Origin of the sequence: Streptomyces sp. NPDC096079, assembly GCF_040303145.1 — a bacterium.
Classification (GTDB): Bacteria; Actinomycetota; Actinomycetes; order Streptomycetales; family Streptomycetaceae; genus Streptomyces.
This window is the reverse complement of the sequence record NZ_JBEOST010000001.1, coordinates 177085-192275: the sequence shown is the minus strand read 5'-3', so window position 1 is coordinate 192275 and position 15191 is coordinate 177085. Positions and strand designations below refer to the sequence as shown.

Annotated in this window: 14 protein-coding genes; 8 read left to right on the top strand and 6 right to left on the bottom strand. The window is 72.8% G+C overall.

From position 1 onward, the window contains the following. The first annotated feature begins 213 nt into the window (after nucleotides 1-213). The gene (locus ABTY59_RS00870; protein WP_352016758.1) at nucleotides 214-933 is read left to right on the top strand and encodes a DUF1707 SHOCT-like domain-containing protein; all 720 of its coding nucleotides are present in this window, start codon (nucleotides 214-216) and stop codon (nucleotides 931-933) included. A gap of 158 nt (nucleotides 934-1091) precedes the next feature. Beyond that, complete coding sequence (locus ABTY59_RS00865; RefSeq protein ID WP_352016757.1) at nucleotides 1092-1463, top strand: WhiB family transcriptional regulator; 372 nt, start codon at nucleotides 1092-1094, stop codon at nucleotides 1461-1463. Between the two features lie 91 nt (nucleotides 1464-1554). On the opposite strand, the gene glpX is transcribed toward ABTY59_RS00865, so the two are convergent. After that, nucleotides 1555-2589: a class II fructose-bisphosphatase gene (gene glpX, locus ABTY59_RS00860; RefSeq protein ID WP_329854066.1), complete on the bottom strand. Its 1035-nt coding sequence runs from the start codon at nucleotides 2587-2589 to the stop codon at nucleotides 1555-1557. A gap of 117 nt (nucleotides 2590-2706) precedes the next feature. On the opposite strand from glpX, the gene ABTY59_RS00855 reads away from it, so the two are divergent. Continuing rightward, nucleotides 2707-3240 carry a DUF4245 domain-containing protein gene (locus ABTY59_RS00855; protein ID WP_352016756.1) on the top strand — a complete coding sequence of 178 codons (534 nt, stop codon included), beginning with the start codon at nucleotides 2707-2709 and terminating at the stop codon, nucleotides 3238-3240. 81 nt (nucleotides 3241-3321) lie between these two features. Here the strand turns inward: ABTY59_RS00855 and ABTY59_RS00850 are convergent, their stop codons facing one another. From ABTY59_RS00850 to ABTY59_RS00835, 4 genes are all read right to left on the bottom strand, one after another. After that, a complete protein-coding gene (locus ABTY59_RS00850; protein WP_352016755.1) occupies nucleotides 3322-3912 on the bottom strand; it encodes a malonic semialdehyde reductase in 591 nt (196 codons plus the stop codon). A 474-nt stretch (nucleotides 3913-4386) separates the two neighbouring features. Then, on the bottom strand, nucleotides 4387-4653 hold the full coding sequence (locus ABTY59_RS00845; protein WP_502995319.1) for an exodeoxyribonuclease VII small subunit: 267 nt from the start codon (nucleotides 4651-4653) through the stop codon (nucleotides 4387-4389). Nucleotides 4654-4727: 74 nt separating this feature from the next. Beyond that, nucleotides 4728-5945 carry an exodeoxyribonuclease VII large subunit gene (xseA, locus tag ABTY59_RS00840; protein WP_352016754.1) on the bottom strand — a complete coding sequence of 406 codons (1218 nt, stop codon included), beginning with the start codon at nucleotides 5943-5945 and terminating at the stop codon, nucleotides 4728-4730. A gap of 92 nt (nucleotides 5946-6037) precedes the next feature. Continuing rightward, a complete protein-coding gene (locus tag ABTY59_RS00835; protein ID WP_352016753.1) occupies nucleotides 6038-7390 on the bottom strand; it encodes an APC family permease in 1353 nt (450 codons plus the stop codon). A gap of 54 nt (nucleotides 7391-7444) precedes the next feature. Between ABTY59_RS00835 and ABTY59_RS00830 the strand changes: the two genes are divergently transcribed. Then, the gene (locus ABTY59_RS00830) at nucleotides 7445-8497 is read left to right on the top strand and encodes a 4-hydroxy-3-methylbut-2-enyl diphosphate reductase (RefSeq protein ID WP_352016752.1); all 1053 of its coding nucleotides are present in this window, start codon (nucleotides 7445-7447) and stop codon (nucleotides 8495-8497) included. A 29-nt stretch (nucleotides 8498-8526) separates the two neighbouring features. Further along, nucleotides 8527-9270, top strand: coding sequence for a polyphosphate--glucose phosphotransferase (ppgK, locus tag ABTY59_RS00825; RefSeq protein WP_352016751.1), 744 nt, complete (start codon nucleotides 8527-8529; stop codon nucleotides 9268-9270). Between the two features lie 29 nt (nucleotides 9271-9299). On the opposite strand, the gene ABTY59_RS00820 is transcribed toward ppgK, so the two are convergent. Further along, the gene (locus ABTY59_RS00820) at nucleotides 9300-10040 is read right to left on the bottom strand and encodes a DUF6542 domain-containing protein (protein WP_352016750.1); all 741 of its coding nucleotides are present in this window, start codon (nucleotides 10038-10040) and stop codon (nucleotides 9300-9302) included. Nucleotides 10041-10201: 161 nt separating this feature from the next. On the opposite strand from ABTY59_RS00820, the gene ychF reads away from it, so the two are divergent. From ychF to ABTY59_RS00805, 3 genes are all read left to right on the top strand, one after another. Next, the gene (ychF, locus tag ABTY59_RS00815) at nucleotides 10202-11290 is read left to right on the top strand and encodes a redox-regulated ATPase YchF (protein ID WP_030320605.1); all 1089 of its coding nucleotides are present in this window, start codon (nucleotides 10202-10204) and stop codon (nucleotides 11288-11290) included. A 329-nt stretch (nucleotides 11291-11619) separates the two neighbouring features. Next, nucleotides 11620-14265, top strand: a complete 2646-nt coding sequence (locus tag ABTY59_RS00810) for an AfsR/SARP family transcriptional regulator (RefSeq protein WP_352016749.1) — start codon at nucleotides 11620-11622, stop codon at nucleotides 14263-14265. Nucleotides 14266-14394: 129 nt separating this feature from the next. Continuing rightward, nucleotides 14395-15168 (top strand): DUF4232 domain-containing protein, encoded by a 774-nt coding sequence (locus ABTY59_RS00805; protein ID WP_352016748.1) that lies wholly within the window; start codon nucleotides 14395-14397, stop codon nucleotides 15166-15168. The last annotated feature ends 23 nt before the right edge of the window (nucleotides 15169-15191 follow it).

Below are 15191 nucleotides of genomic sequence, written 5' to 3'. Positions count from 1 at the left end.
AGACAGCTGCGCCGCCTCCGTTGGCGGCGCGCCCTCCAGCGTATGACGCGGGAGCGGCGCGGATCCTGTGAGGTAAGGCTCAGTAGGGGGAGGGAGCGCACCGGAATGGCGTGTTTCCGTGTCCCGCCCGCGCGTCCCGGGGTGTCCCCTAGGGGACGGGACCAGGGTGTCTCCCTCTGGTTGCGATCTATCGCGTTTCGCTAGGCTGGCTCCGTGGACCTCGAAAAGCAGCCCGAACCCGAGAAGCAGCCGCAGCCGCAGCGTCCGGTCGCCCCCGCCGAGCCCGCTCTCGCCGAGCCCGCGTACGCCGATCCGAAGGGCTCGCTGCGGGCCTCGGACGCGGACCGGGACCGGATCGCGGACATCCTCAGGGACGCCCTCGCGGAGGGCCGGCTCGACGCCGAGGAGCACTCGGACCGGATCGACGCGGTCTACCGGGCCAAGACCGTCGGGGAGCTGGAGCCGATCGTCCGCGACCTGCCGGACGCCCGCACCGCCCACGAGCCCGAACAGGCCGCCGCCTGGGGCTCCGACGACCCCGAGGGCCCGGCGGACAACCTCGTCGCGATCTTCTCCAGCACCACCCGCAAGGGCCGCTGGCGGGTGAGCCGCCGGACGAACGCCTTCGCCCTCTTCGGGAACATCGAGATCGACCTGACCGAGGCGATCTTCGCCCAGCGGCTCACCACGATCAACGCCACCTCCATCTTCGGCAACGTCGAGGTGCGGGTCCCGGAGAACATCAGCCTGCGCGGCAACGGCAGCGGCATCTTCGGGAACTTCGAGGTCGTGACCCTGGAAGGGGCCGACCCGCAGGCGCCGGTCGTCGTCATCAACGGCTACTCGGTCTTCGGGAACGTCGAGGCCAGGCCCAAGCGTGGCAAGTGGATCACCGACCTCCAGGGGCGGCTCCGCAAGAAGCTGGGGAACTGACTCCCGCGCGGCGCCCCGAGGAGGCGCGAAGGTGACCGGAATTCGCCTTCGGGTATCCGCAGTGCGGAACGGCGGGGCACGCAGTGCATAGGCGCGCGCACAGCGGGTAGGGCTGGTGCATCGCCGCTCGCTCGCGAAGCCGTCGTCAGGAGTAGACCGTGCTGCAACTGCCGCATCAGCCCCTCCAGGTCGCCGCCGTACCCCCTCAGCGCGCCCCTGCCCGGGAGGACGAGGGCGGTCCATGGCACGCGGAGGCGGTGTGCCGCCGGGACGAAGCCGGGCTCTTCTTCGCTCCCTCCAAGGAGCCGACCGCCGCGCGGCTCGCCCGCGAGGAGGCGGCCAAGCGGGTCTGCGCGCGCTGTCCGGTGATGGTCGAGTGCCGGGAGCACGCGCTGCTCCAGCCCGAGCCGTACGGGGTGTGGGGCGGGCTCACGGCCGCGGAGCGCCGTGTGGTCCTCGCCCGGCGCCGGCGGCGTGAGGTGGAGCTGCGGAAGGCGGCCGCGACCGAGCGCATCGCACAGGCGGGCTGACGGGATCGAGGAACCCACCCCCGGTCCGTACGAGAAGGGGCGCCCCCACCGCACATGGGGGCGCCCCTCTTCGTACCGTCGTGCCTGATCGTTACTTCGCGCGGTCGAAGTCGATCTTGCTGTACGCGCGCAGCTTCGAGAGGCGGTGCGTCGAGTCGATCTGACGGATCGTGCCCGACTTCGAGCGCATGACCAGCGACTGCGTGGTCGCCGTCTCGGCGCGGTAGCGCACCCCGCGCAGGATCTCGCCGTCGGTGATGCCGGTGGCGACGAAGAACACGTTGTCGCCGGAGACCAGGTCGTTCGTGGAGAGCACGCGGTCCAGGTCGTGACCCGCGTCCAGCGCCTTCTGGCGCTCGGCGTCGTCCTTCGGCCACAGCTTGCCCTGGATCACGCCGCCGAGGCACTTGATGGCGCAGGCGGAGATGATGCCCTCGGGGGTGCCGCCGATGCCCATGAGCATGTCGACGCCGGTGCCCTCGCGGACGGCCATGATCGAACCGGCGACGTCGCCGTCGGAGATGAACTTGATCCGGGCGCCGGTCTCGCGGATCTCCTTGACGATGCCCTCGTGACGCGGGCGGTCCAGGATGACGACCGTGATGTCCTCGGGCGAGGAGTTCTTCGCCTTGGCGACCCGGCGGATGTTGACCGAGACGGGGGCGTTGATGTCGACGAAGTCGGCGGCCTCGGGGCCGGTGACCAGCTTGTCCATGTAGAAGACCGCGGACGGGTCGAACATGGTGCCGCGGTCGGCGGCGGCCAGGACGGCGATCGCGTTGGGCATGCCCTTGGCGTTGAGCGTGGTGCCGTCGATCGGGTCCACGGCGATGTCGACCTCGGCGCCGGTGCCGTCGCCGACCCGCTCGCCGTTGAAGAGCATGGGGGCTTCGTCCTTCTCGCCCTCGCCGATGACGACGACGCCGTTCATCGAGACGGTGGAGATCAGGGTCCGCATGGCGTTGACCGCCGCCCCGTCCGCGCCGATCTTGTCGCCGCGACCGACCCAGCGGCCGGCGGCCATGGCGGCGGCCTCGGTGACGCGGACCAGCTCAAGGGCGAGGTTGCGGTCGGGGGCCTCGGGGGAAACGACAAGCTCGGGCGGAAGGTGGTGGTGCTCGGTCATCGGAACGCACCTTTCTGTACGGCGACGGCCGGAAAAAAGAGGGTGCTGCGACTCTATCGGTACGTCGACAAAATGAGCAGAGGGGCCCACGTATGAGCACAGCACCATGATGCGACCATGGTGGGCGTGGCAGGTATGCGAGGCAGGCAGACGGTACGCGGGATGTTCCAGTCCCTCGGGGTGATCATGGTCGCCGCGGGCGTGATGTATCTCTTCATCCCGCACGACGAGGACGCGGCTCCGGTCAAGGCGAAGGACTACCGGGTCGAGCTCCTCACGGCCCAGCGGGCGGCGCCCTATCCGGTGCTGGCCCCCGAGGGCCTGGGCGAGGGCTGGAAGGCGACGGTGGTCTCGTACAAGCGCGAGAAGTCCGACGCCTGGCAGCTGGGCTTCCTCTCCCCGGACACCCAGTACGTGGCCGTGAACCAGTCGACTGCGGAGCCCGGGAAGTTCGTGCCCGAGGTGACGCAGAAGGCCAAGGACACGGGGAAGACCCAGACGGTCGCCGGCCAGGTCTGGCAGCGCTGGGAGGGCCCGAAGTACGACGCGCTCGTCCGCACGGAGAACGGCGCGACGACCGTGGTGACCGGCACGGCCTCCTTCGAGCGGCTGGCCGAGATGGCCGGGTCGCTCCAGTCGAAGAAGGCCTAGGCCGCGTCCGGAAAGTCCCGCCTGGGCACAACAGGGAAGGGCCCCGCACTCGTGGAGTGCGGGGCCCTTCTCGCGTGCCACTCAGACGGTGGTGATGACCTCGTCGTAGGAGAGGCGCGGGGAGCGCGGGAACCAGGCGTCCTCGCCCGGCTTGCCGATGTTGACGACCATCAGCGGGGTGTGGTCGTCGTCCAGGAACTCCTTCTGGACGCCGGCGAAGTCCAGGCCCGTCATCGGACCGGCGGCCAGGCCGGCGGCGCGGACGCCCACGATGAAGTAGGCGGCCTGGAGGGCGGCGTTCAGCAGGGCGGAGCCCTCGCGGACCGGGCGCTCGGAGAAGAACATGTCCTTGGCCTGCGGGAAGTGCGGGAGCAGGGCCGGGAGCTCCTCGTGGAACTCGTTGTCGGCGGAGAGGATCGCGACCAGCGGGGCGGAGGCGGTCTTGGCCTGGTTGCCCTCGGCCATGTGCTTCACCAGGCGCTCGCGGGCCTCGGGGGAGCGGACCAGGGTGACGCGCAGCGGGGACTGGTTGAAGGCGGTCGGGCCGTACTTCACCAGCTCGTAGATCGCCTGGATTTGCTCGTCGGTCACCGGCTCGTCGGTGAACGTGTTGGCGGTGCGGGCCTCACGGAAGAGGAGGTCCTGGGCGACGGCGTCAAGGGCGAGAGACATGCTGCGTACCTTCCGGACTGCAAGGGGGTTCGCTCGTACGTGGTTCCGAGCGATGTCCCGACAGTACGCCGAGGATTGGTGAAAATTCAACTAATCCATCCGGATAGTGATCCGCTTCACTCGGAGTCTACACGCCGGGGTGCGCCCGCCACAGGGCGTCACACCGCCCGACCGGCGCGGCCCGACCGGGCGCCGCGCGACCGGCGCCGCGCGCCCGGGCCTCGGGGCCGGGGCCTCGGGGCCCGGGGCCGGGGCCTCTGCGCAGGACCCTCCGCATCACCCGGGCCTCAGGTCCGGCGCCTCGGGACCGGGCCTCCCGACCGGGGCCCCTCATGACCCGGGCCTCGGGACCGGGCCTCCCGACTGGGCCCCCTCGTGACCCGGGCCTCAGGTCCGGCGCCCCGGGACCCGGGCTTCCCGACCGGGCCCCCTCGTGACCCGGGCCTCAGGTCCGGCGCCTCGGGACCCGGCGTCTCACGCCTCCTCGTCCTCGGCCTCCGCCTCGGCGGCCTGCTCCGCCGCCAGTGAGGCGTCGAGCCGGGCCCGGGCGCCCTCCAGGCGGCGCCGGCACACCTTGGCCAGCTCCTCGCCGCGCTCCCAGAGCGCGAGGGACTCCTCCAGGGACGTCCCGCCCGCCTCAAGGCGTCGGACGACCTCGATCAGCTCGTCCCGCGCCTGCTCGTACCCGAGGGCCGCCTCTTCCGCGCCCGCGCCCATTCCCGCGTCCGTTCCCGCTGCCATCTGCCGCTCCCGCTCCATCCTCGGTATCCGTCGTCTCTGTTCGCCCCGGCCGTTCAGGCCGTTCAGGCCGCCGTTCAGGCCGGGTCGGCCACGCGCCGCACCGTGAGCTCGCCCTCGGCGACCCGCGCCCGCAGCTCCTCGCCCTCCGCGACCTCCTCGGGGGAGCGGACCACCGCCCCGTCCGACTGCTGGAGCACCGCGTACCCCCGCTCCAGCGTCGCGGCGGGCGACAGCGCCCTGACCCGCGCCCGCGTGTGCGAGAGCTCCGAGTCCGCCCGGTCGAGCAGGTGCCCGAGGACCCGGCGGCTCCGGGCCAGGAGCGCCGCGACCTCGTCCTCCCGGACCTCGACCATGCGCTGCGGATGCTCCATGACAGGCCGCGCGAGCGCGTGCGCCAGGCCCCGCTCCTCGCGCTCCAGCAGGCCGCGGACGGTCCGCAGCGCCCGGTCCCGCAGCCCGCGCACCCGCTCCAGCTCCTCGCCGACGTCCGGGACGACCTTCTTGGCCGCGTCCGTCGGCGTCGAGGCGCGCAGATCGGCCACCAGGTCGAGCAGCGGCGAGTCCGGCTCGTGCCCGATCGCCGACACCACCGGCGTCCGGCACGCGGCGACCGCCCGGACCAGCTGCTCGTCCGAGAACGGCAGCAGGTCCTCGACGCTGCCGCCGCCGCGGGCCACGATGATCACGTCCACGTCCTCGTGCGCGTCCAGCTCCTTGACCGCCTGGACGACCTGGGGGACCGCCTTCACGCCCTGCACCGCGACGTTCCGCACCTCGAAGCGGACGGCGGGCCAGCGACGGCGCGCGTTCTCCAGGACGTCCCGCTCGGCCGCCGAGGCGCGGCCGCAGACCAGGCCGACGAGGTGCGGCAGGAACGGCAGGGGCTTCTTCCGGTCGAGCGCGAACAGGCCCTCCGAGGCCAGGCTCCGCTTCAGCTGCTCCAGGCGCGCGAGGAGCTCGCCGATCCCGACCGGCTTGATCTCCACCGCCCGCAGCGACAGCTGCCCGCGCGGCGCGTACCACTCGGGCTTGGCGTGCACGACGACCCGCGCGCCCTCCGAGACGAGGTCCGCGACCGCGTCGAAGACCTGGCGGTAGCAGGTGACGCCGATGGAGATGTCGTACGAGGGATCCCGCAGCGTCAGGAAGACGACCCCGGCGCCGGGGCGCCGGGACAGCTGCGTGATCTGCCCCTCGACCCAGATCGCCCCGAGCCGGTCGATCCACCCCCCGATCATCCGGGAGACCTCACCGACGGGAAGCGGTGCTTCTGCGGACGTAGTCAGACCCATGGACCGAGCGTAACCGCGCGGTACGACAACGTCAGGGCCGCGCGACGCGGCGCCGGACACGACGGCCCCGGCGCCCGGCGTCCCGCGCCGGTTCAGGGGTTCGCCGGCGGCCTCGTCGCGCCCTGGACCGCCAGGACCACCAGGCCCACCCCCAGCCACACCACGCCCACCACCTGCGCGGCGGCCGAGGCCTCGACGATCACCGCGATCAGGATCGCCGCGCCGACCACCGGCAGGACCACGTGCCTCAGCCAGTGCGGCGGCCCCTCGGCCCGCCGCACGGCGAACCAGCCCACCACGCTCGCGTGCAGCAGGATGAAGGCGGTCAGCGCGCCGACGTCGACGACCGAGACCAGGTGGTCGAGGCCGTCGTCCCGGCGTGCCGCCCACAGGGCCGCGATCATCGTCACCGTCGCCGACACGAGCAGCGCCACCCGCGGGACGCCCCCGTCGGTGCGCGCCAGGAGGTGCGGAAGGCGCCCTTCGCGCCCCATGGCGAACAGCAGCCGCCCGCCCGCCGCCTGTCCCGCGAGCGCCGCGAAGGCCGCGCCGATCGCCTTCGACACGGCCACCAGGTCGTGCAGCCAGCCCCCCACCGAGGCGTCCACGGCGTCGTAGAAGGCCGAGCCCTGCTTGCCGGGGTCGGCGGCGAGCTCGGCCGAGGAGACCGGTTCGAGGAGCGCCACGAGCCAGGTCTGGGCCACGAACAGGGCGCCCGCGAGGACCAGGCAGAACAGCACCGCCCGCGCCACCTTCGCCGAGCCCCCCGTGACCTCCTCCGCGAAGGAGGCGATCGCGTCGAAGCCCAGGTACGACAGGACGGCCACCGACACCGCGCCCACGACCGCCGCGAGCGAGAAGGAGCCGTCGCCGGTGAGCGGCGACCACGCGTCGCGCTCGGCCCCGTCCCGTACGAGCACCACCACCGCCGAGACGACGAAGACGAGGAGGACGACGATCTCCATCACGAGGACCGCGAAACCGACCCGGGCCGCCGCCCGCACGCCCCACAGGTTCAGCAGGGTGGTGAGCACCACCGCGATCCCCGTCCACACCCATCGGTGGACCTCCGGGACCAGCGCCTCCATCGCGATGCCCGCGAAGAGGTAGGCGACGGCCGGGATGAGCAGGTAGTCGAGCATCGCCATCCACCCGGCGATGAAACCCGGCCCTTCCCCCAGGCCCTTGCGCGCGTACGCGAAGACGGAGCCGGCCTGCGGCGCCACCCGCACCATCTGGGCGTAGCTGAACGCCGTGAACGCCATGGCGACGGTGGCCACGACGTACACCAGTGCGACCGCTCCGTGCGACTTCGCGTCGAGCGTGCCGAAGACGCCGACCGGCGCCATGGGGGCGATGAACAGCAGTCCGTACACGACGAGGTCACGGAAACCGAGGTTCCGCCGCAGCTTCTCGTGGTCCGCCACCCGCGTCTCCTCAGCCATGGCGCCAGTTTCGGCCACGGCGCCGCTCCAAGCCCTCACCGACGCGGCCTTACGATGGGACGCATGACTGCAACGCCCGCGCCGACGCCCGATTCCGCCTCCGCGACGAACCGCCCGAAGCGTGTCCTGCTCGCCGCCCCCCGCGGCTACTGCGCGGGCGTGGACCGTGCCGTGATCGCCGTGGAGAAGGCCCTGGAGCAGTACGGGGCGCCGATCTACGTCCGGCACGAGATCGTCCACAACAAGTACGTCGTCCAGACCCTGGAGCGGAAGGGCGCGATCTTCGTCGACCAGGCGACCGAGGTGCCGCCCGGCAACATCGTGATGTTCTCCGCGCACGGCGTCGCCCCGACCGTCCACGAGGAGGCCCGCGCGGGCCGCCTCGCGACCATCGACGCCACCTGCCCGCTGGTCACCAAGGTCCACAAGGAGGCCGTCCGCTTCGCCAAGGAGGACTTCGACATCCTCCTCATCGGCCACGAGGGCCACGAGGAGGTCATCGGCACCTCCGGCGAGGCCCCCGACCACATCCAGCTGGTCGACGGCCCCGAGGACGTGGCCAAGGTCGAGGTCCGCGACCCCTCCCGGGTCGTCTGGCTCTCCCAGACCACGCTCTCGGTCGACGAGACGATGGAGACGGTCGACGCGCTGAAGGAGAAGTTCCCGCAGCTGATCTCCCCGCCCTCCGACGACATCTGCTACGCCACGCAGAACCGCCAGATCGCGATCAAGGAGCTCGCCGGCCAGGCCGAGCTGGTGATCGTCGTCGGCTCGAAGAACTCCTCGAACTCGATCCGCATGGTCGAGGTCGCCAAGCAGGCCGGCGTCCCCGCCGCGTACCTGGTGGACTTCGCCAGCGAGATCGACGAGGCCTGGCTGGAGGGCGTCACCAGCGTCGGCCTCTCCTCCGGCGCCTCCGTCCCGGACGTCCTCGTCCAGGAGGTCCTGGAGTGGCTCGCCGAGCGCGGCTACGCGGACGTGGAGATCGTCAAGACGGCGGACGAGTCCCTGACCTTCTCGCTGCCCAAGGAGCTCCGCAACAAGGACCTGCGGGCCGAGGCCGAGAAGCTCGCGGCGGCCGGCCCCGTCTCCTCCGTCGAGGAGTAGCGCGGCGCGCCAGCCCTTACCGTGGGTCCATGAACGTCTTCGGAGTGGACATCGGCGGCTCGGGCATCAAGGGCGCCCCCGTGGATCTGAAGCACGGCGTGCTCGCCGAGGAGCGCCACAAGGTACTGACCCCGCAGCCCGCCACACCCGACGGTGTGGCGGGCTGCGTCGCGGAGGTCGTGGCGCACTTCGGCTGGACGGGGCCGGTGGGGGTGACCTTCCCGGGCGTCGTGACGGGTTCCACGATCCGTACCGCCGCCAACGTCGACAAGTCCTGGATCGGTGTCGACGCGGGCACCCTGCTGAGCGACCGGCTCGGCGGGCTCCCGGTGACCGTCCTGAACGACGCGGACGCGGCCGGGGTCGCGGAGATGACCTTCGGCGCCGGCCGCGGCCGCAAGGGCACGGTGATCCTGCTGACGCTCGGTACGGGCATCGGCTCGGCCCTCTTCGTCGACGGCCGGCTCGTCCCGAACACCGAACTCGGCCACCTGGAGCTCAAGGGCCACGACGCGGAGACCCGGGCCTCCACCAAGGCCAAGGAGGACGAGGACCTCAGCTGGGACCACTGGGCGACCCGGCGGCTGCGCAAGTACCTCGCGCACGTGGAGATGCTCTTCTCGCCGGAGCTGTTCATCATCGGCGGCGGCGTGAGCCGCAAGGCGGACAAGTTCCTGCCCCTGATCGAGGGCATCCGCGCGGAGATCGTCCCGGCGGAACTCCAGAACAACGCGGGGATCGTGGGCGCGGGAATGGCGGCGGGAGCGGCCTGAGGACGCCCCGCCGCCGACGTACCCCTCGGCTACGTCACCGGCCTGCGCCCCGCCGCCCGGGGGCGCACGCCCGGGGCTTCGCCGGAACCGGCGCCGCCCCCGGAAGCCGTCCGGGCGGTGGCGCGCTGGTGGCGGCGGCCCATGTCCCGCACCTTGCGGACGCTCGCGATGAGACCGGCGACCAGGGTGCCGCCGTAGAGCCACCCGGCGTGCACGGCGAGGGCCGTCACCACCGCCATGGCCTGGCCGCCGAAGCCGCCCGTGCCGCCCGCGATGGGGACGACGCCGACGGCGAACGCGATGGGGACGCCGATCGGGGCGGTGACCAGGTCGGCGGTCCGGACCCAGAGCGCCGTCAGGGCGCTGACCGGCAGGAACAGCAGCCCGTAGACGACGGCGGAGCCGTCGAGGAGCAGCTGGTCGAGAAGACCGAGGGCGAGCATGACGGCCGAGGCGAAGAGCCCGGCGCCGAGCCCGGTGAGGCGGGGCGACGGGAGCCGGCGCAGGGCGAGGACCACCGGTGGCACGGATCGGCGCCCGGCGGGGCGCCCGGAACCGCGGCCGGCCGGAGCCGCCCCGGCGGCACCCGGGGCGGCGGCCGCACCCGCTGCGGCCGCGGCGGCCCGCTCCACGCGCGCGCGGCCGGCTCTGCCGGTCACGCGGTAGACGGCCGCCCCCTCCACGAGCGCGCCGGGCGGTGCGACCGGCGGCGTGGCGGGGTTCTGCGGCCTTCGGCGGCCTTGCGGCTGACTTGTCCTGTGCTGCTCCACACGACCAACGTAGGTCGGAAGGGGGCGGGAACCGGGTCCGGGACACGCCCTTTGGGTGACGTTGCCCCTCAGAACGACCGAAGGTCGGCGTCACTGGCCGGTTCGGCCCGCCCGTAAACTGGGGGATCGGCCCACCATCCACACTTCAGGAAGTCGCCACCGTGTCGCTCACGATCGGAATCGTCGGTCTGCCGAATGTCGGCAAGTCGACCCTGTTCAACGCCCTGACCAAGAACGACGTGCTGGCGGCCAACTACCCGTTCGCCACGATCGAGCCCAACGTCGGCGTCGTCGGCGTCCCGGACGCCCGCCTGACCAAGCTCGCGGAGATCTTCAGCTCCCAGCGCATCCTCCCGGCGACGGTCGACTTCGTCGACATCGCCGGCATCGTGCGCGGCGCGAGCGAGGGCGAGGGCCTCGGCAACAAGTTCCTCGCGAACATCCGCGAGTCGGACGCGATCTGCCAGGTCATCCGTGCCTTCAAGGACGAGAACGTCGTCCACGTCGACGGCAAGGTCTCGCCGAAGGACGACATCGAGACGATCAACACGGAGCTGATCCTCGCGGACCTCCAGACGATCGAGAAGGTCCTGCCGCGCCTCCAGAAGGAGATGCGGATCAAGAAGGACACGGCGCCCAAGGTCGCCGCCGTCGAGGCCGCCCAGGCGATCCTGGAGAAGGGCGACACGCTCTTCTCGCAGGGCATCGTCCAGGGCTCGGAGAAGGCGGAGCTCCTGCACGACCTCCACCTCCTCACCACCAAGCCGTTCCTGTACGTCTTCAACGTGGACGAGGACGAGCTGACGGACGACGCCTTCAAGGCCGAGCAGAGCGCCCTGGTCGCCCCGGCCGAGGCGATCTTCCTCAACGCCAAGCTGGAGCAGGACCTCGCCGAGCTCGACGAGGAGGACGCCATGGAGCTCCTCCAGTCCGTCGGCGCCGAGGAGCCCGGCCTCGCCACCCTCGCCCGCGTCGGCTTCGCGACCCTCGGCCTCCAGACCTACCTGACGGCCGGCCCGAAGGAATCCCGCGCCTGGACGATCAAGCAGGGCGCGACGGCCCCCGAGGCGGCCGGTGTCATCCACACCGACTTCCAGAAGGGCTTCATCAAGGCCGAGGTCATCTCCTTCGCCGACCTCGTCGAAACGGGCTCGGTCGCCGACGCCCGCGCGGCCGGCAAGGCCCGCATGGAGGGCAAGGAGTACGTCATGCAGGACGGCGACGTGGTGGAGTTCCGCTTCAACGTGTAGTCGAAGCGTCTGCAGCTCGGAAGGGGGCGGACTCGCGTGAGTCCGACCCCTTCTGCGTCCCCGTGCTGACTCGGTTGCGCTGGTCGAGCTTTCGGCGACGTGCCGCGCCGCAACCGGCCACCCACCTGACATTCGGCCATGAGCGACTCATCGGTCCCGATCGACGCGGTGGCCGTCTCCGTGGCGGCTTTCGCCGTCTGACGTCGGGGAATGACGGGACGGGGGCGGTCTTGTCGTTTCGGGCAGGGGGGAGCGCACGGCCGGCGGCTCGTGGCCCCGCGTATCCTCGTTTCCTCGGAACGGGGGGAACGGATCGCGGAGGTGTACTGGTGGAGTTCCGGCTGCTCGGCTCCGTCGCGTTGGTGACGGAGGACGGGGACGTAGCCTTGGGGCCCGCCAAGCGGTCCAGTCTGCTCGCCATGCTCCTGCTGCGGCCCAACACCGCGGTGAACGTCGGTCAGTTGATCGACGCCCTGTGGGAGGAGGAGCCGCCCACGCACGCCAAGACCGTCCTCCAGGGGCACGTCTCGCGGCTGCGGGCGCTGCTCGCCGAGCGCGGGGCCGAGGCGTACGGGGTCGAGCTCGCCACGCAGGGGTCCGCCTATGTGCTGCGGATGCCGGAGTCACTGGTGGACGCCCACCGCTTCGAGGAGCTCGTCGGGCTCGCCCAGGCGCAGCGCCGCCCCGCCGACACCGTGCGGATGCTGCGGGAGGCGCTGTCGTACTGGCAGGGGCCCGCGCTCACCGGGACGGTGCACAGCATGCCCCTGGAGGCCGCCGCCGGGGGCCTGGAGGAGATGCGCCTCGCGTCGGTGGAGGCGCTGGCGGAGGCGTACGGGCAGCTCGGCGAGCACGGCAGGGCCGCCGCCGTCCTCCGTACCGAGGCCGTCGCCCACCCGCTGCGCGAGTCCCTGGCCGCCGCGCTGATGCTGGCGCTCGCCCGCTCCGGCCGGCAGTCGGACGCGATCGACTGGTACCACCGGACGCGGCGGCTGCTCGCCGAGGAGCTGGGCGTCGACCCGGGCGAGACCCTCAGCGAGGCGTACGCGACGCTGCTCCGCTCCGCCGAGCCGGTCTCCGTGCCCCGGCCCGCCGCCGAGGTCAAGGCCGCGGCGCCCGAGGGCCTGCCCCGGGCCCCGCGCGGCTTCACCGGGCGCGCGGCCGAGCTGGCAGCCCTCGACCGCGCCGTCCGCGCCGGGGACGGGCCGGTCTGTCTCGTGACCGGGCCCGCGGGCGTCGGCAAGACCGCCTTCGCCGTCCACTGGGCCTACGAGCGGCGGGCCGACTTCCCCGACGGGCGGCTCTTCGCCGACCTGCGCGGCTTCAGCGACACCCCGCCGCCCGAGGCCGCCGCCGTCCTGCGCGAGTTCCTGCTCGCGCTCGGCGTCTCGCCGCAGCGGATCCCGGAGACCGTCGACGCGCGCGGTGCGCTGTTCCGCTCCCTCACCGCCGGTCTGCGGCTGCTCGTCGTCCTCGACAACGCCCGCTCCTCCGAGCAGGTCCGGCCGCTGCTGCCCGGCGGCGATCACTGCGCCACGCTCATCACCAGCCGTGACCGGCTCGGCGGCCTCGTCGCGTCCGACGCCGCCCGCCCCGTACCCCTCGGGCACCTCAAGGCCGCCGCCTCCGCGGCCCTCCTCACCACCGTGCTCGGCCAGGACCGGGTCGCCGCCGAACCTGCCGCCGCCACCCGTCTCGCCCGTCTCTGCGACGGCCTCCCGCTGGCCCTGCGGGTCACGGCGGCCCGACTGGCCGAACGGCCGCAGTGGACGCTCGACGCCATGGTCGGCGAGCTCGCCGACGAGCAGAGCAGGCTGGCGCTGCTGGACGTCGAGGACCGGGGCGTCTCGGCCGCGCTGCGCCTCACCGTGCAGCAACTGCCCGAGTCCGCCGCCCGGATGTTCCGCGCGCTCGGCCTGCACACCGGCTCCGACGTGGACCGGTTCGCCGCGGGCGCGCTCGCCGGGACGACACCCTGGCAGGCCTCCGCCGACCTGGACCGGCTCTCCGCCGCGCATCTGCTCACCGAGGCCGTCCCCGGCCGCTGGACGCCCCACGACCTGGTGCGGCTCTACGCCCGCCACGTCGCCCCGGGCGCCGACCAGGAGGGCCTGCCCCGGCTGCTCGACCACTACCTGTACACCGGCCTCGCTGCCGACGCCGCCGCCGAGCCCGGCTCGCAGCCCTGTTACGGGCTGCCCGCCGACGCCCGGCGGCCCGCCTCGACCAGGGAGTTCGAGGACCGCACGGCCGCGCTCGACTGGTACGCGGCCGAGCGGACCGCCCTGGAGGGCGCGGTCGCCGCCGCGGCCGCCCTCGGCATGCACGACCGGGCCTGGCGGATCGCGCTCGTCCCGTGGCCGCTGATGCTCATGCGGATCGGGGACGGCTGGACGCCGCTCCTGGAGGCCGGGCTCGCCTCGGCCGAGGCGGTCGGCGATCTCGACGCCCAGTCACGCACCTGTGCCCTGCTCGGCTGGATCCTGCACGAGGAGGGCCGGGACGCCGAGGCGCTGGTCCACCTGGAGAAGGCGCCCGGCCTGGCCGCCCGGGCCGGCGACCCGATCAGCGAGGCGATCGCGTACGTCAACCACGCCGCCGTCCTGGACGCGACCGGGGAGCACGAGCGGGCCGGGCTGCTCATGCTGCACGCCGTCTCGCTCGCCGACCGCACCGGCCACCCGTCCACCCAGGTGCTCACGCTCCAGCACCTGGCGGGCCACTGCCTGAAGGCGCAGGAGTACGAGGCGGCGCTCGCCCACACCCTTCGCGCCGGGGAACTGGTCGCGCCCGACGCGGTGGTCATCCGGGCCTCGCTGCAGATCACCCTGGGTGAGGCACTGGCCGGCATCGGCCGCCTCGACGAGGCCACCGACCAGCTGGAACGTGCGATCGTCGCGGCCGACGCGGCCGGTTTCAAGGAGGGTTCGGCGCGCGCGGCGGCGCACCTGTCGCGGCTGACAGCGAATCGTTAGCGGTACGCAAGCGGGACGGCAGCGCGGGCCGCGAAGCTGAACGCGGCACCGAGGAGAGCACGACGGTGCCGCGAGGCACGCGCACCGGGCGCGCTCCTCGGCCGACCGCGTCAACGGGGGAGAACCACCATGCGCAACCACCGCAAGCACACCGTCCTGGCCGCCGCCATCGCCGCCCTCTCGCTGGGCCTGACCGCCTGCGGCGGCGGGGACGACGCCGCCAAGGACGCGGGGAGCGCGAGCTCCGCCCAGTCCACCACCGTCACGGCCGGCGGCACGGCGGACCAGACGACCGCGAAGGGCGGCTCGGGTTCCGCGGGCGGCTCGACCGGCGGCTCCACGGCCTCCGGCTCCACCGGCTCCGGCTCGACCGGCTCCGGGTCGACCGCCTCGGGCTCGACGCAGGGCTCCGGCTCCACGAAGGCCTCCGGCTCCACCGGCTCCTCCACCGGCGGCAAGAGCTCCACCGAGGCCCGCGCCTGCGCCTACGGCGACATCAAGGTCACGGCGGCGAAGGCGGACGAGGTCCCGACCGAGCACATCGTCCTCACCGCCACCAACACCTCCGGCCGTTCGTGCACCCTGCTGGAGTACCCGCTCATCGCCTTCGGTCCGATCCAGACCGCCAAGGACGTCCCGTCCGTCGCGAAGAGCAAGCCGGGCACGCCGATCGTGCTCAAGCCCGGTGCGCCCGCCTACGCGAACGTGCGGGTCTCGCTCGGCGGCGTCCACGAGGACAACAAGGTCGTGAACGAGTTCAACGTGAACCTCTTCGCCGCCGAGGGCCCGGCCGAGGGCAGCATCGTCGTCAAGGCCCCCGCCGGCGGCCTGGCCGTCGACGAGGCCGCCGCGAAGACGGGCTACTGGACGTACGAGCTCCGCAACGGCGCCGACGAGTTCTGATCCGTACGACGGCATGCGCGCCG

Bases quoted from the DNA above. Each gene is read 5' to 3' on its own strand.
- glpX (WP_329854066.1), bottom strand. From the start codon at position 2,589: ATGACCGAGCACCACCACCTTCCGCCCGAGCTTGTCGTTTCCCCCGAG.
- ABTY59_RS00855 (WP_352016756.1), top strand. From the start codon at position 2,707: ATGGTGGGCGTGGCAGGTATGCGAGGCAGGCAGACGGTACGCGGGATG.
- ABTY59_RS00850 (WP_352016755.1), bottom strand. From the start codon at position 3,912: ATGTCTCTCGCCCTTGACGCCGTCGCCCAGGACCTCCTCTTCCGTGAG.
- ABTY59_RS00845 (WP_502995319.1), bottom strand. From the start codon at position 4,653: ATGGCAGCGGGAACGGACGCGGGAATGGGCGCGGGCGCGGAAGAGGCG.
- xseA (WP_352016754.1), bottom strand. From the start codon at position 5,945: ATGGGTCTGACTACGTCCGCAGAAGCACCGCTTCCCGTCGGTGAGGTC.
- ABTY59_RS00835 (WP_352016753.1), bottom strand. From the start codon at position 7,390: ATGGCTGAGGAGACGCGGGTGGCGGACCACGAGAAGCTGCGGCGGAAC.
- ABTY59_RS00830 (WP_352016752.1), top strand. From the start codon at position 7,445: ATGGGACGCATGACTGCAACGCCCGCGCCGACGCCCGATTCCGCCTCC.
- ppgK (WP_352016751.1), top strand. From the start codon at position 8,527: ATGAACGTCTTCGGAGTGGACATCGGCGGCTCGGGCATCAAGGGCGCC.
- ABTY59_RS00805 (WP_352016748.1), top strand. From the start codon at position 14,395: ATGCGCAACCACCGCAAGCACACCGTCCTGGCCGCCGCCATCGCCGCC.